This is a genomic window from Kitasatospora sp. NPDC001683, from assembly GCF_053596495.1.
Genome location: NZ_JBSFGK010000043.1, coordinates 36,635 through 54,304 on the forward strand (window position 1 = coordinate 36,635; position 17,670 = coordinate 54,304).

Genomic DNA, 17,670 nt, shown 5'->3' on the forward strand with positions numbered 1-17,670 from the left:
ATCACTCTCGGAGAACGCCGATCGGGTTGCCGGGGTCGTCCAGCCAGACCGTGTTCGCCTCCGGGGTCACCGTGAGTCCGTAACGCTCCAGCCCGGGGCGTCCGTTGGACAACCACGTCGAGGCGGAAGCCTCGAGCTCCGTCCAGAGGGCGCGTGGGCCGCCTTGGAAGGCGCGTGTGGTGCCGTCGTTCCAGCTCTCCAGTACGGCCCATGAACCGTCGGGATGGAGGAACCACTGGCCTGCGACGCGGTCGGCTGCCAGGCGCAGCCGGGTTGTGCCCGGCATGGCGAGTTGGGCGCTCCACAGGAACGCCGGGTCGTCCAGGAGGTCGGGGTGGATGGCCGGGTCGAGGCCGGTGGCCTTGTCGCGGGCCTGGACGGCGGCGCGCATGAGGGGCCCGATCGCGGGCCGCAGAGTCTCGCGGGAGGGCATGAACGAGACGTCGGAGTTGAGGAAGCGGCCCTGCGCTTCGCCGTCGCTGACGTGCAGTTTCACGTAGCCGTAGGCGTCGAGGCTGCCGACCAGCGACACCAGGATGACCGCGCCGGGGAGCGCCTGGGCCAGCCATGCGGACGGGACACGGCTGGGCGAGTACGTGGCGATGATCCGGCCGTACGGGCCGCCGTCCGGGCTGCCCTCGGCGCCGTCGCCGACGACCAGGCGGGGCCGGTAGCCGACGGAAGCGAGCCGTTCGCCGTCTGCGGCGGAAAGTGCGGCGTCGTGCTCGACGCTGGTCACGTACCGGTCGCCGAGGCGGGCGCACAGCAGCGCGGTGGAGTAGCCGGTACCGGTTCCGACTTCGAGGACCTTCATCTGGTCCTGGACGTCGAGCTCTTCGAGCATTCGTACGACGACGCCGGGTAGCGTCGAGGAGCTGGTGGGGGTCCCGGTGCAGGGCTCGCCGGTCGGCTTGGTGGTGCCGTGGTCGAGCTGGGTGACCCACGTGGTGTTCTCGTAGGCGAGCCGCAGCCACCTCTGTGCGTCGGTGTCCCGGCTGACGGCGGTATATCGGGTGATGCCGTCCGCTCCGTCCACGGTGGTGTAGAAGCTCGGCAGGAGGGCGTGGCGGGGCACGGCCAGCACCGCGTCGCGCCACTGCGGGGTGCGCAGTGAGCCGTCGCGCTGCAGCTTGTCCGCCAATGCGACGCGCAGTGCGCGCGCCGTCTCCTCGGTCCTGTTCAGGGTGTCACTCATCTGTGTTGCCCTTTTCCAGAAGATCCGCAATGGCGCGCGAGATGGGTACGCCGGTTCTGTGCTCGATCCATGACCACTGGCCGTTGGGGTTCACCTCGAGGAAACGCCAATCCCCGGCCGGCGTGACGACGAAGTCGAAGGCCCCGAAGACGAGTCCGAACTCGCGCATGAACGTGGACACGCGCTCGCGCACTGGGCCGGGGACGGTCGTCGGCCGGTACGTGAGGCTGTTGTAGTCGGTGCGCCAGTCGATCCGGGCAGCCTCTGATCCGGCGTGGATCTCGACGGGGAAGAAGCGGTCGCCGACCACGGTCAGGCGGACCTCGTGGGCCTTGTCGATCCACTCCTGGAAGAGGTGGGCGCATAGGCGTACGGAGTCGTCCAGGTCTGCGGGGTCGATGACGACCGTGTCCACGGGCGCGCCGAGGCTCTTGGTGATGACCGGAGCGTCGAGGTCGGAGGCGAACTTCCGGGCAGCCTCGGGGTCGTTGGTGATGATGCTGCGTGGTGGATTCAGTCCCAGACGTCGGGCGACGGCGAGTTGCCAGGGCTTGTGGTTGGCATCCAGGTCCCGCGCAGGATGGTTGATCCACAGGCAGGGAAGAGACACGGCGACGCCGACGAAGCCGGCCCGGGACTGGGCGGCGGCGAACCGCCGCCCGGCCTCGGACATGCCGTCAGGCAGCCGGAACTCTTCGGGCCTGCGGAAGTACACCGACCGGACACGGGACAGGTCCAGAGTGCGGTGCCCGTTGTCGAGCACACCGGCCCACCGGTCCTCCAGTGTCGCGATCAGGCTGAGTTCGGTAGGGAACTCGGCGGTGTCGCACCGGAACACGGGGACGCCCCGACTGTTCAGGTGTTCCACAATCAGATCCGCAGTCGAGTCGAGCCGGCTCGTGAGAACCAGTACCGACTCGCCGTCAGGCTCCATCACCTTGGCTCTCCTAGTAGAAGTCGGTGCCTTCGTCGTTCCTGCTGTCGGAGTTGGTGTTGCTGCTGGTCTCGCCGCGGGCGGTGTGCGCCCAGGGGTTGCCGTCGGAGGTGACGGCGATCTGCAACTCCTGGTCGTACGTGACGCCGGTGGCGTCGGATGGCTCGCTGGTCTGCCGCGCGGCGTAGCGCATGGCGAACGGCTGCCGCTCGATGGACGTGGCGGTCATGGTGGTCTCCTCCCGTGCTCGAAATTCGATGGTGTTGCCCGCGCTGGAGTAGTCGCGGACGACGTTTTTTGCGGCCTCTCGCTCAGTGACGGTAGGGAGCAGAGACGAACGTGGTCGACCAACTTGCTCGAGCTTGCTCGAATTCACCCAAGCGCGTTGACGGCGCTGGTGATGAGTGATCTCGCTTCGGGCCCGTAGACCGCGATGCTCGCAAGTTCGGAGAACGCCTGGCTGTACTCGGCGATCTCGGCGGGCTGGGTGATGGTGAGGTGGGCGGAGACGAGTTCGACGTTCACCTGCGCGTCGTCGTACATCGTGAAGGACTCAACCGGCCATCCCGAGCCTCTGATTGAGCCCAGCGGGATGACCCCGAGGCTGACGGACGGCAGTGTACTGACAGTCATCAGATGGCCGAGTTGCCCGACGAGGATGTCTGGGGTGCCGATGACCGTTCGAAGTACCCACTCCTCAACCAGGATGGCGAAGCGATGATTTCCGGTGTGCAGCACCTTCTGCCGCTCCATCCGAACTGCGACGGCGTCATCGACGTCGTCGGGAGTGCTGCGCAGCGACACGATCGTGTTGAGCACGGCGCGCGTATATGCCGGTGTTTGGAGTAGGCCGGGGATGACCCACGACTGGTACATGCGGAATCGGCGTGTTCGTTCGAAGAGGGGGCGCACGGATTCCTGTGCCAGTTTGAGGCCTGACCGTTCGAGGCGGCGCCATTCGATGTACATGCCCTCGATGTTGCGGGCAGTCGCGATGAGGTCCGCTGCCTGTTCGGGAACGCCGCAGATGGCAGTCCAGATCCTTATGTCGGCTTCCGATGGCATCACGCGACCGCTCTGGATCTTGGAGCACTTGGATTCGTGCCACCCAGCAGCTGCGGCCAGCGCCCGCGCGTTGAGTCCGGAATCTCGCCGGATATCGCGCAGACGCTGGCCTAGAGCCTGCTTGGCCTGCTGGACGCTGGATGACGCGGACACGGTTCAGGTCAGCCGGAAGTCCTCGTGGGGTACTGCGCGGGCCCAGACGGCCTCGAACGCCGAGGCGCAGAGACTCACGGTCTCAGGGGCAGCGCTGACTTCGTGTTCCACGAAGTCGCCCTCGCCGCTGAAGTGGTGGACCAGGAGGTGCTGCCCGTCGATGAGCCAGAAGTCGTTGCCGGGGAGCGCCAGATCCGACGCCTGCCGGCGGGGGAGCCATCTGACCTGCTCGCCGGACGCGATGTTCCGGAACGTGATCTCGTGCTCGAACCGGATGTACTCGCTTGCCGGTTCGGAGATGACGCGAGCTCGTCGTACCTCGACTCCGCGAGTGGTGGTTTCCTCGACCAGCTGCAACCAAGGGCTCCACCATGACGAACGGTCCTCCGGATCGTCGCGTCGCCCGCTGAGCCAGCGGAGGAACAACGGGTCGTCGCGCATGTATCCGTCGCGCATCTCCAGATGGAGTGCCGAGCGGGTGGAGCTCCGCAGCAGGTCCTCAAGCGTGGGCTCCGCCACCACCGTTCACCTCCGGGAAGAACTGCATCATGCGCCTGGGGAATTCGATCACGGTCTCGTGCTCGGGGATGTCCATGTGTGCGAGACGTGCCGGGTCGAGCACCTTCCAGCCCTGGAGGATGTAGTTGCCCGTCACGTCGTCGAAGTAGACGGTCGGGGACTTGCCTTCGGGACTGTCGGGGTCTTGACCGAGCTTGTGCAGTGCCATGGTGGGCCTCCTAGCGGCCGGAGTCGAACGCCTTGAGTGATCGTTCCGCATGGACGGCGCCTCGCACTATGAACTTGCCCAAACTTGCTCGCACAGGGCTACGCCTCGGCTATGCCTTCCACTGGCCAGGCTCGGAGCACGCGGGCGGCCCCGCGTGGTGCGCGGGGCCGCCCGGTGGGGAGTGCGTCAGCGGTGGGTGGGGAGGTCGCCTGAGCGGATGCCGGCGACGAACGACTGCCAGGCCTCGGGGGTGAAGCGGAGGGCCGGGCCGTGGGGGTCTTTGCTGTCGCGGACGGGAACGGAGCCCGGAAGGCCGCTGGCGACTTCGATGCAGTTTCCGCCTTCGCTGCCACTGTAGCTGCTCTTCAGCCAGGCCAGTTCAGTAGTCATGTCCGTATCCCTTGATTGCTAGCTCCTGCATCCATGTCCTGGAGTCGTCCGGGCTGATCGCGGCGGTCGTCAGCTGCTCGAAGACCCGCTCGTGATGGGCGATGTCGTCGTCCCTCTCCAAGTAGAGGCTGCTCGTCAATGCCTCGACGTAGACGATGTCGCCCGGCACATCAGCGAAGGAGAGGATGTTAAACGCCGTGCTCATGGAGGGATGAGGACCATAGTTGAACGGAAGGACCTGGATCGTGACGCAGGGCTTCTCCGAGAGTGCTATGAGGTGCTCCACCTGGCTGTGCATGACTGCGGGTCCACCGACTGGCCTGCGAAAAGCTGATTCGCTCAGGATGACCCTCACGTCAGGCGGATCCTGCCGGTGAAACACCTCCTGCCGCTGAATGCGCAGCCTGACGCGGCGCTCGATCTCCTCCGGGCGCAGATTCGCAGGTGAGACACCGAACATGGCTCGGGCATAGTCGGCCGTCTGAAACAGTCCGGGCACCAACTCGACTTCGTAGCCCCGAATCCGCGCGGCGTCGGCCTCAAGGCCCACGTAGGTCTGGAACCAGTCCGGCAGGGTGTCGCCGTAGTCGTGCCACCAGCCGCGTTGCGTGCTGCGACGCGTCAGGGAGATGAACTGGCGCAGTTCGGCTGCGTCGCTGACGCCGTACAGTTCGAGCATCGCGCGAACGTCGGATTCCTTCAGGGTTGTCTGACCTGACTCGATCCGCGACACCTTGGTCGCACTGAACCCGAGCTCGTCCGCAACGGCCTTGGCCTGAAGCCCGGCCCGATCGCGCAATCGTCGCAGCTCGGAGCCGAGCCTACGGCGCAGCACGGTTGGACTGTCCACGCTCGTCGCTCCCTCTTGGTTGACGTCGGGTCACAGTCTGCCACCTCCCTCGGTGATCACAAGACTCTTGCGATGCCGCGCAATTGCGTGGATGTGCGCTTGCGCAATGAGGCCATCGCGGAGCACTCTACAGGGAGTAGTCCTTCGGGTCGCCTGAGTGATCACGATGGGTCTACCGCCGGGCATTCCTTTGCCTCTGCTCGGCCGTCGCATGGCTTCAACCCCTCTCCCTGGAAGGTGACTTCGCCATGTCTCGAACCTCTTCCTCCACCATCTGGCTCCCGCGCAGCCGCCGCTCGCCGGCCATCGCGCGCCAGCGCCTCTCCGTCCTTCTCTCCTCCGTTCCGGGCGGCGAGCGTTTCCTCGACTCCGGGCTCGTGGTCACCACCGAGTTCGTCACCAACGCCGTCCTGCACGGCACCCCAATGGGCCACCTCATCTACTTCGCCCTCGACGTCGACCCCGCCCGCCTCCGCATCGAAGTCCACGACGCCCGGGGCGACCGCCTCCCCGCCCTCTCCTCGCCCAGCCCCGACGGCGAGACCGGGCGGGGCCTCCACCTCGTCGACTCGCTCACCAGGCGCTGGGGCTGCTGCCCGCGCCGGCCGGTGGGCAAGATCGTCTGGGGCGAGGTGGCCGCGTGAGGGCCGATCACGAAATCCGCGTCGAAATACCCGGGTTGAGGCCCACGTCGGTCCGCACCCTCACGCCCGACGCCCTCGAGTCCATCTGGAACTCGATCTGCTTCCGCCCGATGTCCAGGTGGCAGCACCACTTCCTGGAGCACGCCCTCACCGGCCCCTGCGCCGAGCGCGACGTCATCCGTCACCTCGCCGCGAACCCGTTCCTCGTCCTCCCCTTCGGGGACTGCGAGTTGCGCATCAGCTGGGCGAACACCCCTGAGGGGGACCCCGCGTGATCGACCATGTCCGGGACTGGTGGTTCCAGCACTGCTCCCGCGCGCCCGTCGCCCGTCTCCTCCGTGCCGAACGGCGGCGCCTCGAAGCCGAGTTGGCCCGTCGGCTGCCCGACGCCTCCGCCGCCGTCCGCCGGCGCGTGCTCGCCGCGATCCGCGACGCCGAATCCACCTGATCGCGCCCGCCGCCGCATGCTAGGTTTGAACGCGTTCAAAGGAGGGATGGGGATGGCCGTGGTTCCCGCGAGTGCGCGGTGGTTGGCCGGGGTGGCGTGCGCGGTGTTCGTGGTGCCGCTGGTGCTCGTCGCGGCGACCTACGGGGTCAGTCTGCTGCTCTTCCTCTGCGTGGTCGGCCTGCTGACCGCCGCCGTCTGCGCCGTGCCGGTCTTCTACCGTCGCCAGGACCGCTTCCGGGTCGCCTGCGCGGCGGCGGGCTTCACGGTCGCCGGGGTGTGGCTGCCGTTGTTGGTCCTCGCTCTCCTGACGGTCCTGTCCCTGGGTGGCTGGGCCTCGTACCTCACCTACCTCCTCACGCCGGTCGCCGCGATCACCGCGCTGATCGCGGCCTTCCAGCGGGCCCGTGGAACGGACCGTGGCCGGGTGGCGGTCGTCCTCGCATGGTCGGCCGCAGCGGCCTCGATGGCCGGATGGATCCTGCTGGCCGGGAGGAGCTGACCCCGCTCGCCGGATCTCCCCGCTTCTGCCCGTCGCTCAGCGGGCGGCCTCCTGGGCCGGCCGGCGGAGGAGGGCGAGGCGGCTGGCGGTGCGGTCGAGGTCGCGCATCAGGGTCGAGCCGGTGGGGAGGCCGGCGAGGGGGTCGGCGCCGATGAGGACCAGGCGGATGTCGCGGTCGCAGCAGACGTCGACCAGGTTGGCGAAGCGCCGGCGGCCGTCGGTGGAGGCGTCGGTGAGCGGCGGGACGTCGTCCAGGACGATGGTGGGGAAGCGGTCGGCGACCGCCAGGTAGTCCGTGACGGAGGTGCGGCCCTCGCACAACTCCCGGAAGCCGAACCACACGTGGTCGTCGCGGACGGCCCGGGCCGGCAGCTCGCGGTGGTGGGCGGCCACCAGGGCCGCTTCCGACGGCCGGGGCGGGGTGAGGCCGGCCGAGGCCTCGTCGCCGGGGTGGAGGCGGGCGCCGGGGGCGAACCCGTGGGCGCCGCCCGGCCGGGGCTGCTGCCGGAAGTCGACCTCTCCGCAGACGTCGAGCACGTCCATCCGCTCCTCGATCAGCCTGATCGTCGGCTCGAAGAGGTGGTGGTACAGCGGGTCGGGCATCAGTCCGGCGGGCGGGTAGTTGGAGGTGGTGATGAGGGTGATCCGCCGGTCCAGCAGGGTGCGGAGGAGACGGGCGACCAGCATCGCGTCGCCCGCGTCGTGGGCGTGGAACTCGTCGAAGACCAGGATCCGGCAGTCGCCGAGCAGCTCGTCCACGGCCCGGTCCACCGCCGCACCGTCCGCGCCGTCGGCGGTCCGGTTCTCGGCGTGGTGGGCGACGCCCTCGTGCAGCCGGCAGAAGAAGTCGTGGAAGTGCAGCCGCCGCTTGCGCGGGGTCGCCAGCCCGTCGAGGAAGGTGTTGACCAGCCAGCTCTTGCCGCGGCCGACCGGGCCCCACAGGTAGAGGTGCCGCGGGGTACGGCGCAGCCGCCAGGCCGGGTGGGCCAGTTCGCCGGCCAGCCGGCTGAGTCGTTCGACCGGGAGCTTCTGGGCGGGGTCGAGCGTGAATCCGCCCTCCCGAGCGGTCCGGTGGAAGTGTCCACGCATCGCTTCGTACTGGTTCCGCGCCCTGTCCGTCACGGGTCCGGACCCTAGCAGGGCATCGGACCGTCAAGATCAACAGGTGCCCGCCGACGGGAACGCCGAGCGGGCCCGGCGGGGGGAGCACCCGCCGGACCCGCTCGGCTCACCAACCCGCTCAGCCCGCGAAGCGCTCGCGCAGGCCGGCCAGGCCGGAGGTGAAGACGCCGTGCACGCGCTCGGTGGAGTCCTTGCGGTGCTCGGCCTCGATGTCGTACCGGACGCTCCACTCCACGAAGCTGGCGCCCAGTTCGGTCACCGGGATGACCCGCAGGGTGGCCCGGTAGCCGTCGAAGTGGAACGTGCCGTCGGGGAAGCTGTACGTGTAGCTGCGGGCCTCGTCGTCGTAGGCGAGCAGCGTCTCGTGCAGCACGACGCCGTCGGGCAGTTCGAAGACCCGGACCGATCCGATCGCGTTGCCCGCCGGCCCGTTGCCGAGCCGGCTCGTCGGCAGGTGGGGGTGCCAGTCGCCGAGGGCGTGGAAGTTCCCGACCAGCTCCCACACCCGCTCGGCCGGGGCCTCCACCACCGTGCTGACCGTGATGCTTGCCATGCTCGTCACCGCCGTTCCTGATGCACCAGTAAGGACTGGCACCCATCCTCGACCGGCGCGGGCGCGGACACCAGAAGGCGTTCCGGACGCGCTGCTGGGAGTCGAGCAGCGGTGGTGGGCCGGCTGTGGTCGAGATCGGGGGCCACCTTCCCGTCAGCGATGGACCAGCCGGCGCAGGAGGCGGACGTAGGGGCTTCGCCGGGCGGGGGCGGTGACCGTGGCGCCGCAGGCGCGGACGGCCCGGTCGAGGGCTTCCTCGAGCAGGGCGTCGTGCAACCAGCGGAAGGCCAGCGGCCAGCTGAGCCGGCCCGGGCCGCGCAGCCGCATGGCGATGGTGTGGCGCAGCACCGAACCACCCGCCGAGGGCTGGACGGTGAACTCGTGGAAGCCGTCGAAGCCGCGCGGCGCGCTGAAGCGGAAGCGCACCCACCGGCCCGGCTGGTAGCCGACGACGCGGTAGCGGACCGGTCCGTGGCCGCCGGTGGCGCCGACCGCGAGTGGGCCGTCCAGGCGCAGCGGGGGCCAGGCGATCCCTGGCCAGAGTCGGTCGTCGGGGCCGGAGAGGCCGTCGAGGAGGGCGGCGACCGTCGACTCCGGTGCCGGGATGGTGCGTTCGTGGATGTTGAGCACGGGCATGACGGGTCCCCCTGGTTTTGGATGGGTCTCTCCAATTGAATTGGAGAGTACCCTCCACTACATGTCCAGACCACCCCGCCATGACGAAGCCACCCTCCTCGACGCCGCCGTCCGGCTCGCCGCCGCCGGGGGACCGGCCGCCGTCACCATGTCCGCCGTGGCCCGCGAGAGCGGCGCGCCCAACGGGTCCGTCTACCACCGATTCCCCCAACGATCGGCGCTGCTGGCCGAGTTGTGGCTGCGCACGCTGGGGGAGTTCCACGACGCCTACCTGCCGGTCTTCGCCGAGCACGCCGAACCGCACCTGGCCGCCGGGGCGGCGGCCCGGCAGGTCGTCGCGTGGAGCCGGGCCCACCGCGAGCGGGCCGTCGTCCTGCTGCACGGCGTGGAGGCCTTCGGCCGGGCCGAGTGGCCCGCGGCGCAGCTGCGGCGCGAACGGCAGGCCGCGCGCCGGGTGCGGCAGGCGGTGACCGGGCTCGCCGTACGGCTCGGCGCCGAGACGCCGCTGGACCTGGACCGGGTCAACCTCGCCGTCGTCGGCCTCCCGCTCGCCGTGGTCCGACGCCACCTGCACGCGGGCACCCCGCTGCCCGGGCACGCGGAGGAGCTGGCCGAGCGCGGCGCGATCGACCTGCTGCGCGGAGGCGGGTCGTAGGATCCCCGATCACCGGCCCGGGAAGCCGAATCCCGGGTGGTTGGCGCAGTGAACTTCCCCGAATTCCGCCCGGAATTGGCGCAGTAAATGGCTGCCGGGTGTGGCCCCGGGCAAATTCCGGAAGTTTTCGGCGAATTGAGGAACCGTCGCCGTGTCGACCGGCGTTCGGACAGGCATGAACCAAGAGAAGATCTCCCTGCGCCCGATCGCCGAAGCCGACCTCCCGCAGTTCCTCACGCTCCTCAACGACCCCGACGCCATGGGCGAACACCTGTGGTTCGGCTGGCGCCAGCCCGACCGGATCCGCCGCGTCTGGGCCGAGAACGGGCTGCTCACCGACGAGCAGTGGACCCTCGCGATCACCGCCGACGGCGAGTTCTGCGGCTACGCCGCCGCCATGCGGGAGAACGCGACCCCGGCGTCCTGGCACTGGAGCCTGGGCGCCCAACTCCTGCCCGGGGCAAGGGGCCGGGGCATCGGAACCAAGGCGCACCGGCTTTTCGTCGACTACCTGTTCGCGCATTCGCCGGTGATGCGGCTGGAGGCGGAGACCGAGACCGGAAACCTCGCCGAACAACGCGTGCTGGAGAAGACCGGATTCACCCGCGAAGGCGTGCAGCGGGCGCAGACCTTCCGGGACGGCGAATGGCGCGACGTGCTGCTCTACGGCCTGCTGCGCACCGATCCGCGGCCCGCCCCGGTGTCGGAACTCTCGTGACGGGCCGCGCGTTGGCGCCTTCATGAACCAAGCGAAGATCTCCCTGCGTCCGATAGCCGAGGCCGACCTCCCCGCCTTCAGCCGGCTGGTCAACGATCCCGAAGAGACCGGCGAGTTCCAGTGGTTCGGCTGGCGGGACCCGGAGCGGTTCCGGCGCCGGTGGGCGGAGCACGGGCTGCTCGGGGACGATCAGTGGATCTTCGCGGTCGTCGCCGACGGCGAGTTCTGCGGCTTCGTCGCCGCCCGGCGGAAGGGGGCGCTGCCGACGGCGCAGTACTGGAACATCGGCATCCAGCTGATGCCGCGGGTGCGCGGACGGGGGATCGGCACCGAGGCCCAACGCCTGCTGGTGGACTACCTGTTCGCGCACACGCCGGTGGTGCGGGTGGAGGCGGACACCGAGGTCGACAACATCGCGGAGCAGCGGGCCCTGGAGAAGGCCGGCTTCACCCGTGAGGGTGTTCGGCGTGCGGTGACCTTCCGTGCCGGGCAGTGGCGCGACGGGGTGCTCTACAGCGTGCTGCGCACCGACCCCAGGTCCTGACGGAGACGGTCGCCGGTCACGGCGGGCCCGGAGTCGATCGATCCCGTCAGCGCTCAGCGGCTGTCGGCGGGACCGGCTCCGGGCCGGTGGCCGGGTCGCGGGTGAGCAGGTAGCGGGCGCCGGGCCCGGCCTGGGCGGCCCGGTCGTCGGCGTTGTAGAGGGCGCAGCGGGTGAGCGAGAGGCAGCCGCAGCCGATGCAGCCGGTGAGCTTGGCCTTGAGCCGTTCCAGTTCGGCGATCTGCTCGTCGATCCGGCTCTGCCAGGAGGTGGCGACGGCGTCCCACTCGGTGCCGCTGGGGGCGGGGCGCTCGGGCAGCCGGTCGAGGGCGACGCGGGCCTCGTCGAGGGAGAGGCCGACCCGCTGGGCGGCCCGGACGAAGGCGATCCGGCGCAGCGTGCCGCGCAGGTAGCGGCGCTGCCCGCCGGTGGTGCGGGTGGCGTGGATCAGGCCGAGGCTCTCGTAGTAGCGCAGCGCGGAGGCGGCCAGTCCACTGCGGGCGGCAAGCTGGCCGATCGTGAGCAGGTCGCCGGTGCGCGGGGTGGTGGTGCGCGGGCCGGTGGTGCGGCCGCCGTCGGGTGTCGCGGTCATGGGCACTCACTGTAGCCGCTTGACCTCAAGCTCGCTTTAAGTTGCACGATCGGCGCATGACGACGAACACAGAGACGGCGGCCCCGGCAGGCTTCGCGGACCTCCAGCCGTTGATGGCCCTGATGACCGGCGACGAGAAGCACGGCCCCGCCGCCACCTCCACCCTGGACGCCCTTTGGGTGCTGTACGACCGGGTGCTGCGGGTCACCCCGGCCACCGCCGACGCCCAGGACCGCGACCGCTTCCTGCTCTCCAAGGGCCACGGCCCGATGGCCTACTACGCCGTACTGGCCGCCAAGGGCTTCATCGACCCCGCCGTGCTGCCGAGCTTCGGCGGCTACGACTCGCCGCTCGGCCACCACCCGGACCGGACGCTGATCCCCGGCGTGGAGATCGCCTCCGGCTCGCTCGGCCACGGCCTGCCGCTGGCCGTCGGCACGGCGCTCGGCCTGCGGGCGCAGGGGCTGACCGATCCGGCGGTGTGGGTGCTGCTCGGCGACGCCGAGTTCGACGAGGGCTCCAACCACGAGGCGGTGGCCTTCGCCGGCGCGTACGGGCTGGACCGGCTGCACGCGGTGGTGATCGACAACTCCTCGGCCACCCACGGCTGGCAGGGCGGCATCGCCCAGCGGTTCGCCGCCGAGGGCTGGTCCACCGCCACGGTGGACGGCCGCGACCACGAGGCGCTGCACCGCGCCTTCACCGCCGAACACCCGGGCCGCCCGCACGTCGTGGTCGCCAGGGTCGAGCCGAAGAACTCCTGAGCACATCAGCAAGTACCTACACGAAAGGCACTTCACAGATGGACACCATGCGCGACCGCTTCGTCGACGTCACCTCCCGCCTGCTGGACGAGGACCCCCGGCTGGCCGTGGTGCTCGCCGACATCACCGCCGCCGCCTTCGAACCGGCCCAGCAGCGCCACCCCGACCGGGTGGTCAACGTCGGCATCCGCGAACAGCTGCTGATCGGCGCGGCCGGCGGACTGGCGCTCAGCGGCATGCGCCCGATCGCCCACACCTTCGCCAGCTTCCTGATCGAGCGGCCCTTCGAGCAGGTCAAGCTGGACCTGGTCCACCAGGGCGTCGGCGCCGTGCTGGTGAGCGCGGCCGGCTCCTACGACTGGCCGGCCGGCGGCCGCACCCACATGTCCCCGGGCGACGTCGCCCTGCTGGACACCCTCCCGGACTGGACGGTGCACGTCCCCGGCCACCCGGACGAGGCCGAGCAACTGCTGCGCCACGCCTACGCGGACGGCGACCGCAACGTCTACGTCCGGCTCTCCGCGCACCAGAACGCCGCACCGGTCGCGGTCGAGCCCGGCCGCTTCGCCACCGTGCGCACCGGCACGCGCGGCGTGGTGCTGGCCGTCGGCCCGATGCTGGACGCGGTGCTGGCGGCCACCGAGGGCCTGGACGTCACCGTGCTGTACGCGGCGACGGTGCGCCCCTTCGACGCCGCCGGGCTGCGCACCGCGCTGGGCGGGCGGGCGGACGTGGTGCTGGTGGAGCCGTACCTGGCGGGCACCTCGGTGAACGAGGCGCACGCGGCGCTGGCCGACCGCCCGCACCGGGTGCTGGCCCTGGGCGTGCCGCGCGAGGAGCACCGGCACTACGGCTCGATCGCCGAGCACCTGGCTGCCTACGGCCTGGACGCCTCCTCGCTCAAGGAGCGGATCGCCGCCTTCCTGCGGTGAGCCCTCGCGTGCCTCCGGTGAGCCTTCAAACGCGGACGATCGCCACCGAGTCCGTCGCCAGCCGCACCGCCGCACCCTCCAGCGCGGCCGCCCCGAAGGCCGCCACCACCTCCCGCCCGGCCGCCTCCCGCCCGGCGGCCGCCAGCGGCAGCGCCGCCTCGGCCGGGCCGAGGTTGACCGCCACCCGGTACGGCCCCCGGTGCACCACCAGCCAGCCCGCCGCCTCGTCGAAGGCGACCCGCACCGCGCCGAGGTCCGGGTCGGCGAGCTCCGGCCGTTCGCGCCGCAGCGCGATCAACCTCCGGTACCAATCCAGGAGTTCGGCGTGCGGGGCGCGCCGGGGCTCGGTCCAGTCGAGCACCGACCGCAGTACGGTGGCCGGCTCCTGCGGGTCCGGGACGGTCTCGGCGGCCCAGCCGTGCTCGGCGAACTCCCGCCGCCGGCCCTGCCGGACGGCCTCCGCGAGGGCCGGGTCGGTGTGGTCGGTGAAGTACTGCCAGGGGGTGGCGGCGCCCCACTCCTCGCCCATGAACAGCATCGGGGTGAACGGCGAGGTGAGCACCAGCGCGGCCCCGCAGGCCAGCCGGCCGGCGGACAGCGAGGTGGAGATCCGGTCGCCGAGCGCCCGGTTGCCGACCTGGTCGTGGGTCTGCAGGTAGCCGAGCAGCCGGTGGCCCGCGTCCGAGGTGAACGGCCGCCCGTGGCGGCGCTCCCGGAAGGAGGACCAGGTGCCGTCGTGGAAGAACCCGCGCCGCAGCGTCTTGGCCAGGGCGGCGAGCGGCTCGCGCGCGAAGTCGCCGTAGTAGCCCTGGGATTCGCCGGTCAGCGCGCAGTGCAGGGCGTGGTGGAAGTCGTCGCTCCACTGCGCGGTGAGGCCCTGGCCGCCGGCCTCGCGGGCGGCGGTGGTGCGCGGGGTGTTGAGGTCGGACTCGGCGACCAGGAACAGCGGCCGGTTGACGGAGACCGCCAACCTCTCGACCTCGCCGACGAGTTCCTCCAGGAAGTGGACGGCCCGGTGGTCCACCAGGGCGTGCACCGCGTCCAGCCGCAGGCCGTCGATCCGGTAGTCGCGCAGCCAGGCCAGCGCGCTGCCGATCAGGTAGGCGCGCACCTCGTCCGAGCCCGGCGCGTCCAGGTTGACCGCCGAGCCCCACGGGGTGTGGTGCCGGTCGGTGAAGTACGGTCCGTACAGCGGAAGGTAGTTGCCGGACGGGCCGAGGTGGTTGTGCACCACGTCGAGCACCACCCCGAGGCCCTTGCGGTGCGCGGCGTCCACGAAGCGCTTGAGCCCCTCCGGCCCGCCGTAGGGCTCGTGCACGGCCCACGGCGAGACCCCGTCGTAGCCCCAGCCGTGCCGGCCGGGGAACGGGCAGACCGGCATCAGCTCGACGAAGTCCACGCCCAACTCGACCAGGTGGTCCAGCCGTTCGGCTGCCGCGTCGAAGGTGCCGCGCGCGGTGAAGGTGCCGACGTGCAGCTCGTACAGCACCGCGCCGGGCAGCGCGCGCCCGCGCCAGCCGGTCTGCGACCAGCGGAAGGCGGTGTGGTCCACCGCCCGGCTGGGGCCGTCCGGGCCGTGCGGCTGCCGGGGCGAGCGCGGGTCGGGCAGCGGCGGACCGCCGTCGAGCCGGAAGGCGTAGTCGCCCTCGGGGGCCTCGCCGGCCCACCAGCCGTCCCGCTCGGCGCAGCGGGCCAACGCGTGGGCCCCGCCGCCCACTTCGACCTCGACCCGGTGGGCCGCGTACGGCGCCCACACCTCGTAGCGCGACATCCTCAGCCCCTCCTGGTCAGCAGTGCCACCGGGTACGTGGCCAGCAGCTCCGCCACCGGCACCGCTCCGGCCGGGAAGCTGCGCAGCGACAGCCGGTCGGTCCACGGGCCGCCGGCCGGCAGCTCCAGCACGGTGTCCCGCCAGCCGCCCGCCCGGGCCAGCCCGTACGGCAGCCGGGTGACGGCGGTGACGACGTCCTCGCCCCGGGCGAAGGCCAGCAGGTGGTCACTGGCGAGGTCCACGGCCCGCAGCGGCCGGTAGGCGCCGAGCGGGCCGGAGCGGCGCAGGTGCAGGGCGGTCGCGGTCAGGTGCAGCTTCTCCCGGGCGAGGTCGCCGGGGCGCGGGGTGGCCGCGTCGGTGAGCCGCACGGCCAGCGCGCCGAGGTCCACCACGCCGCGGTTGTCCGGGTCCACCAGGGTGTAGAGCGGCTCCTCGCTGCCCTGGTACAGGTCCGGCACGCCGGGGACGGTCAGGTGCAGCAGGGCGGCGGCCAGGGTGTTGGAGCGGGCGTACGGGGCGAGCGCGTGCACCAGGCCCTCGATCCGGGGGAGCAGCCCGGCGTTGCCGTGGACGGCGCGGGCCCGCGCTTCCAGGGCCTGCTCGTAACGGGCGTCGGGGGCGGTCCAGGAGGTGTGCAGCTTGGCCTCGCGGGCGGCCTTGAGCAGGGCGGCGACCAGCCGGTCCGGGGAGATCGGCCAGGCGGCGACCAGGGTGTGCCAGAGCAGCCAGTCCGCGTCGCGGTCGAGGCCGGGGGCCGGGGGCCCGGCGGCGGTGGACCAGGCGGCGGCCTCGGCGGCCCAGGCCTCGGGCTGCTCGGCGAGGACGGCGAGCCGGGCCCGGGCGTCGGCGCTGCGCTTGGTGTCGTGGGTGGAGAGCACCGTCATGCTGTGCGGCCAGGTGCGTTCCAGGTAGCGGCACCAGTCGTGGAACTCCGCCGGGTGCAGCCCGGGCCGGGCCGGTTCGCCGCCGACCTCGTTGAGGCCGGGCAGGGCGTTCCAGCGGTAGAAGGCGGTGTCCTCGACGCCCTTGGCGGCCACGGCGGCGGCGGTCTGGGCGAAGCGCACGCAGAACTCGTCCTTGTCGGCGCTGCGCCCCAGCTCGCCGAGGGCGAGCGCGGCGACCAGGCGCTCGGTCGGGTCCGCGGTGCCGTCCGGGCCGAGCGAGCCGGTGGCCTGCAGCGGGTCGTCGAAGGCGGGCTCCCCGGGCCGCACGTACGGCCGGTACGCCGGGTAGTCGGTGAGCAGCCGCCGCAGCGCCGCGCGCAGCTGCCAGGGCGCGTGGTCGGCGTGGGCGGGTTCGGCGGCGCCGATCCGCAGCGCGATCCGGACCAGCCGTTCGACCTCGGCGGTCAGCTCGCCGCCGGGCCCGGTCATGTCGGCCCGCCCGCGCCGGGCGGCGGCGATCGCCGGGTGCGGGTCCTGGCACAGGTCGCGGACCGGCCCGCCGCGCAGGAAGGACTCGTACGCCCCGGCCAGCCGGCAGGCGCCCGCGTGGTCGGTGAGCACGCCGTCGATCCGGCGCAGCGCGTCGTAGCCGGTGGTGCCCGCGACCGGCCAGTCCTCGGGCAGCCGCTCCTCGCCGGTGAGGATCTTCTCGACCACGACGTACGCGCCGCCGGTGGCTTCGGCGAGGCGCTCCAGGTAGCCGCGCGGGTCGGCGAGCCCGTCCGGGTGGTCGATCCGGAAGCCGTCCAGGACGCCGTCGGCGTGCAGCCCGAGCAGCACGGCGTGGGTGGCGGCGAAGACCTCCGGCTCCTCGACCCGGACGGCGATCAGCTCGTTGATGGTGAAGAAGCGCCGGTAGTTGAGTTCGGTGCGGGCGAGGCGCCACCAGGCCAGCCGGTACCACTGGCGGGCGAGCAGGTCCGGCAGCGGCAGGTGCTGGGTGCCCGGGCGCAGCGGCAGCTCGTGCTGGTGGTAGCGCAGCCGCTCGCCGTCCACGGTCAGCTGGTCCAGGACGGCGCCGAGCCGGTCGCCGAGCAGCGGCAGCAGCACTCTCCCGCGCCCGGGGGCGTCGGTGGGGCCGGGCTGGGCGGTCCAGTCGATGTCGAACCAGCGCGCGTACGGCGAGTCGGGCCCGTCCCGCAGCACCTGCCAGAGCGGCTGGTTGAGCCGCTCGGGGACGGGCACGGCCATGTGGTTGGGCACCACGTCGGCGATCAGCCGCAGGCCGTGCCGGTGCGCCTCGGCGGCCAGGGCGCGCAGCGCGGCCTCGCCGCCGAGCTGCTCGCTGATCCGGGTGTGGTCGACGGTGTCGTAGCCGTGGGCGGAGCCGGGGGCGGCCTCCAGCAGCGGGGACAGGTGCAGGTGGGAGACGCCGAGGGCGGCCAGGTAGGGGACGGCGGCGGTGGCGTGGTGGAGGGTGAAGCCGGGCTGGAGCTGGAGGCGGTAGGACGCGGTGGGGGGCGGGGTCGGGTGGGTAGCGGCCGGGCGGGGCTGCGCGGGCTCGGCGGCGGAGGTCATAGGTCCATAGGTACCCGGC

Annotated in this window: 23 protein-coding genes; 9 read left to right on the plus strand and 14 right to left on the minus strand. The window is 71.7% G+C overall.

Annotation, left to right across the window (positions count from 1 at the left end):
* Position 1: 1 nt before the first annotated feature.
* From ACWCYO_RS22900 to ACWCYO_RS22935, 8 genes are all read right to left on the minus strand, one after another.
* Positions 2-1,195 carry an rRNA adenine N-6-methyltransferase family protein gene (locus ACWCYO_RS22900; protein ID WP_449785234.1) on the minus strand — a complete coding sequence of 398 codons (1,194 nt, stop codon included), beginning with the start codon at positions 1,193-1,195 and terminating at the stop codon, positions 2-4.
* Entirely contained in the window at positions 1,188-2,129 is a 942-nt protein-coding gene (gene tgmB, locus ACWCYO_RS22905; RefSeq protein WP_449785255.1) for an ATP-grasp ribosomal peptide maturase, read from the minus strand. The genes ACWCYO_RS22900 and tgmB overlap by 8 nt, the downstream gene beginning before the upstream one ends.
* A 13-nt stretch (positions 2,130-2,142) precedes the next feature.
* On the minus strand, positions 2,143-2,358 hold the full coding sequence (gene tgmA / locus ACWCYO_RS22910) for a putative ATP-grasp-modified RiPP (RefSeq protein ID WP_449785235.1): 216 nt from the start codon (positions 2,356-2,358) through the stop codon (positions 2,143-2,145).
* A gap of 143 nt (positions 2,359-2,501) precedes the next feature.
* On the minus strand, positions 2,502-3,347 hold the full coding sequence (locus tag ACWCYO_RS22915) for a helix-turn-helix domain-containing protein (RefSeq protein WP_449785236.1): 846 nt from the start codon (positions 3,345-3,347) through the stop codon (positions 2,502-2,504).
* Between the two features lie 3 nt (positions 3,348-3,350).
* Entirely contained in the window at positions 3,351-3,866 is a 516-nt protein-coding gene (locus tag ACWCYO_RS22920; protein ID WP_449785237.1) for a DUF6879 family protein, read from the minus strand.
* Entirely contained in the window at positions 3,847-4,074 is a 228-nt protein-coding gene (locus ACWCYO_RS22925) for a hypothetical protein (protein ID WP_270147695.1), read from the minus strand. Before ACWCYO_RS22925 ends, ACWCYO_RS22920 begins: the two co-directional genes overlap by 20 nt.
* 186 nt (positions 4,075-4,260) lie before the next feature.
* Complete coding sequence (locus ACWCYO_RS22930) at positions 4,261-4,464, minus strand: DUF397 domain-containing protein (RefSeq protein ID WP_449785238.1); 204 nt, start codon at positions 4,462-4,464, stop codon at positions 4,261-4,263.
* A complete protein-coding gene (locus ACWCYO_RS22935) occupies positions 4,454-5,314 on the minus strand; it encodes a helix-turn-helix domain-containing protein (RefSeq protein ID WP_270147697.1) in 861 nt (286 codons plus the stop codon). The genes ACWCYO_RS22930 and ACWCYO_RS22935 overlap by 11 nt, the downstream gene beginning before the upstream one ends.
* Before the next feature lie 248 nt (positions 5,315-5,562).
* On the opposite strand from ACWCYO_RS22935, the gene ACWCYO_RS22940 reads away from it, so the two are divergent.
* The 4 genes from ACWCYO_RS22940 to ACWCYO_RS22955 are packed head-to-tail and all read left to right on the plus strand — an operon-like array spanning position 5,563 to position 6,905.
* Positions 5,563-5,958 (plus strand): ATP-binding protein, encoded by a 396-nt coding sequence (locus tag ACWCYO_RS22940; RefSeq protein ID WP_449785239.1) that lies wholly within the window; start codon positions 5,563-5,565, stop codon positions 5,956-5,958.
* Between the two features lie 35 nt (positions 5,959-5,993).
* Positions 5,994-6,233, plus strand: a complete 240-nt coding sequence (locus tag ACWCYO_RS22945; protein WP_270151509.1) for a hypothetical protein — start codon at positions 5,994-5,996, stop codon at positions 6,231-6,233.
* On the plus strand, positions 6,230-6,406 hold the full coding sequence (locus ACWCYO_RS22950) for a hypothetical protein (protein WP_270147699.1): 177 nt from the start codon (positions 6,230-6,232) through the stop codon (positions 6,404-6,406). Before ACWCYO_RS22945 ends, ACWCYO_RS22950 begins: the two co-directional genes overlap by 4 nt.
* A 52-nt stretch (positions 6,407-6,458) precedes the next feature.
* A complete protein-coding gene (locus ACWCYO_RS22955) occupies positions 6,459-6,905 on the plus strand; it encodes a hypothetical protein (protein WP_270147701.1) in 447 nt (148 codons plus the stop codon).
* 36 nt (positions 6,906-6,941) lie between these two features.
* Here ACWCYO_RS22955 and zapE read toward each other — a convergent pair whose 3' ends face one another.
* The 3 genes from zapE to ACWCYO_RS22970 all read right to left on the minus strand — a co-directional run bounded on the left by zapE (position 6,942) and on the right by ACWCYO_RS22970 (position 9,216).
* Complete coding sequence (zapE, locus tag ACWCYO_RS22960) at positions 6,942-7,994, minus strand: cell division protein ZapE (protein WP_449785240.1); 1,053 nt, start codon at positions 7,992-7,994, stop codon at positions 6,942-6,944.
* A gap of 151 nt (positions 7,995-8,145) precedes the next feature.
* Positions 8,146-8,580 (minus strand): SRPBCC family protein, encoded by a 435-nt coding sequence (locus ACWCYO_RS22965; protein ID WP_449785241.1) that lies wholly within the window; start codon positions 8,578-8,580, stop codon positions 8,146-8,148.
* Positions 8,581-8,733: 153 nt separating this feature from the next.
* The gene (locus tag ACWCYO_RS22970; RefSeq protein ID WP_270147710.1) at positions 8,734-9,216 is read right to left on the minus strand and encodes an SRPBCC family protein; all 483 of its coding nucleotides are present in this window, start codon (positions 9,214-9,216) and stop codon (positions 8,734-8,736) included.
* 61 nt (positions 9,217-9,277) lie between these two features.
* On the opposite strand from ACWCYO_RS22970, the gene ACWCYO_RS22975 reads away from it, so the two are divergent.
* The 3 genes from ACWCYO_RS22975 to ACWCYO_RS22985 all read left to right on the plus strand — a co-directional run bounded on the left by ACWCYO_RS22975 (position 9,278) and on the right by ACWCYO_RS22985 (position 11,133).
* Positions 9,278-9,871: a TetR/AcrR family transcriptional regulator gene (locus tag ACWCYO_RS22975; RefSeq protein WP_449785242.1), complete on the plus strand. Its 594-nt coding sequence runs from the start codon at positions 9,278-9,280 to the stop codon at positions 9,869-9,871.
* Positions 9,872-10,046: 175 nt separating this feature from the next.
* On the plus strand, positions 10,047-10,589 hold the full coding sequence (locus ACWCYO_RS22980; protein ID WP_449785243.1) for a GNAT family N-acetyltransferase: 543 nt from the start codon (positions 10,047-10,049) through the stop codon (positions 10,587-10,589).
* 22 nt (positions 10,590-10,611) lie between these two features.
* Complete coding sequence (locus tag ACWCYO_RS22985) at positions 10,612-11,133, plus strand: GNAT family N-acetyltransferase (RefSeq protein ID WP_270147717.1); 522 nt, start codon at positions 10,612-10,614, stop codon at positions 11,131-11,133.
* Positions 11,134-11,179: 46 nt separating this feature from the next.
* On the opposite strand, the gene soxR is transcribed toward ACWCYO_RS22985, so the two are convergent.
* Positions 11,180-11,722: a redox-sensitive transcriptional activator SoxR gene (soxR, locus tag ACWCYO_RS22990; RefSeq protein WP_270147718.1), complete on the minus strand. Its 543-nt coding sequence runs from the start codon at positions 11,720-11,722 to the stop codon at positions 11,180-11,182.
* Between the two features lie 56 nt (positions 11,723-11,778).
* On the opposite strand from soxR, the gene ACWCYO_RS22995 reads away from it, so the two are divergent.
* Both ACWCYO_RS22995 and ACWCYO_RS23000 read left to right on the plus strand, forming a co-directional pair.
* The gene (locus ACWCYO_RS22995) at positions 11,779-12,486 is read left to right on the plus strand and encodes a thiamine pyrophosphate-dependent enzyme (protein WP_270147720.1); all 708 of its coding nucleotides are present in this window, start codon (positions 11,779-11,781) and stop codon (positions 12,484-12,486) included.
* 38 nt (positions 12,487-12,524) lie between these two features.
* On the plus strand, positions 12,525-13,418 hold the full coding sequence (locus ACWCYO_RS23000) for a transketolase family protein (RefSeq protein WP_449785244.1): 894 nt from the start codon (positions 12,525-12,527) through the stop codon (positions 13,416-13,418).
* Positions 13,419-13,443: 25 nt separating this feature from the next.
* Here ACWCYO_RS23000 and treZ read toward each other — a convergent pair whose 3' ends face one another.
* Entirely contained in the window at positions 13,444-15,189 is a 1,746-nt protein-coding gene (gene treZ / locus ACWCYO_RS23005) for a malto-oligosyltrehalose trehalohydrolase (protein WP_449785245.1), read from the minus strand.
* A 2-nt stretch (positions 15,190-15,191) separates the two neighbouring features.
* Positions 15,192-17,651: a malto-oligosyltrehalose synthase gene (gene treY / locus ACWCYO_RS23010; RefSeq protein WP_449785246.1), complete on the minus strand. Its 2,460-nt coding sequence runs from the start codon at positions 17,649-17,651 to the stop codon at positions 15,192-15,194.
* Between the last annotated feature and the right edge of the window lie 19 nt (positions 17,652-17,670).

What these genes read in the sequence shown, in the direction of transcription:
- tgmB (WP_449785255.1), bottom strand. Translation starts at nt 2,129, where the DNA reads ATGGAGCCTGACGGCGAGTCGGTACTGGTTCTCACGAGCCGGCTCGAC.
- treY (WP_449785246.1), bottom strand. Translation starts at nt 17,651, where the DNA reads ATGACCTCCGCCGCCGAGCCCGCGCAGCCCCGCCCGGCCGCTACCCAC.
- ACWCYO_RS22985 (WP_270147717.1), top strand. Translation starts at nt 10,612, where the DNA reads ATGAACCAAGCGAAGATCTCCCTGCGTCCGATAGCCGAGGCCGACCTC.
- ACWCYO_RS22930 (WP_449785238.1), bottom strand. Translation starts at nt 4,464, where the DNA reads ATGACTACTGAACTGGCCTGGCTGAAGAGCAGCTACAGTGGCAGCGAA.
- ACWCYO_RS22900 (WP_449785234.1), bottom strand. Translation starts at nt 1,195, where the DNA reads ATGAGTGACACCCTGAACAGGACCGAGGAGACGGCGCGCGCACTGCGC.
- ACWCYO_RS22965 (WP_449785241.1), bottom strand. Translation starts at nt 8,580, where the DNA reads ATGGCAAGCATCACGGTCAGCACGGTGGTGGAGGCCCCGGCCGAGCGG.
- ACWCYO_RS22995 (WP_270147720.1), top strand. Translation starts at nt 11,779, where the DNA reads ATGACGACGAACACAGAGACGGCGGCCCCGGCAGGCTTCGCGGACCTC.
- zapE (WP_449785240.1), bottom strand. Translation starts at nt 7,994, where the DNA reads ATGCGTGGACACTTCCACCGGACCGCTCGGGAGGGCGGATTCACGCTC.
- soxR (WP_270147718.1), bottom strand. Translation starts at nt 11,722, where the DNA reads ATGACCGCGACACCCGACGGCGGCCGCACCACCGGCCCGCGCACCACC.
- ACWCYO_RS23000 (WP_449785244.1), top strand. Translation starts at nt 12,525, where the DNA reads ATGGACACCATGCGCGACCGCTTCGTCGACGTCACCTCCCGCCTGCTG.
- ACWCYO_RS22925 (WP_270147695.1), bottom strand. Translation starts at nt 4,074, where the DNA reads ATGGCACTGCACAAGCTCGGTCAAGACCCCGACAGTCCCGAAGGCAAG.
- treZ (WP_449785245.1), bottom strand. Translation starts at nt 15,189, where the DNA reads ATGTCGCGCTACGAGGTGTGGGCGCCGTACGCGGCCCACCGGGTCGAG.
- ACWCYO_RS22970 (WP_270147710.1), bottom strand. Translation starts at nt 9,216, where the DNA reads ATGCCCGTGCTCAACATCCACGAACGCACCATCCCGGCACCGGAGTCG.
- tgmA (WP_449785235.1), bottom strand. Translation starts at nt 2,358, where the DNA reads ATGACCGCCACGTCCATCGAGCGGCAGCCGTTCGCCATGCGCTACGCC.
- ACWCYO_RS22955 (WP_270147701.1), top strand. Translation starts at nt 6,459, where the DNA reads ATGGCCGTGGTTCCCGCGAGTGCGCGGTGGTTGGCCGGGGTGGCGTGC.
- ACWCYO_RS22940 (WP_449785239.1), top strand. Translation starts at nt 5,563, where the DNA reads ATGTCTCGAACCTCTTCCTCCACCATCTGGCTCCCGCGCAGCCGCCGC.
- ACWCYO_RS22980 (WP_449785243.1), top strand. Translation starts at nt 10,047, where the DNA reads ATGAACCAAGAGAAGATCTCCCTGCGCCCGATCGCCGAAGCCGACCTC.
- ACWCYO_RS22975 (WP_449785242.1), top strand. Translation starts at nt 9,278, where the DNA reads ATGTCCAGACCACCCCGCCATGACGAAGCCACCCTCCTCGACGCCGCC.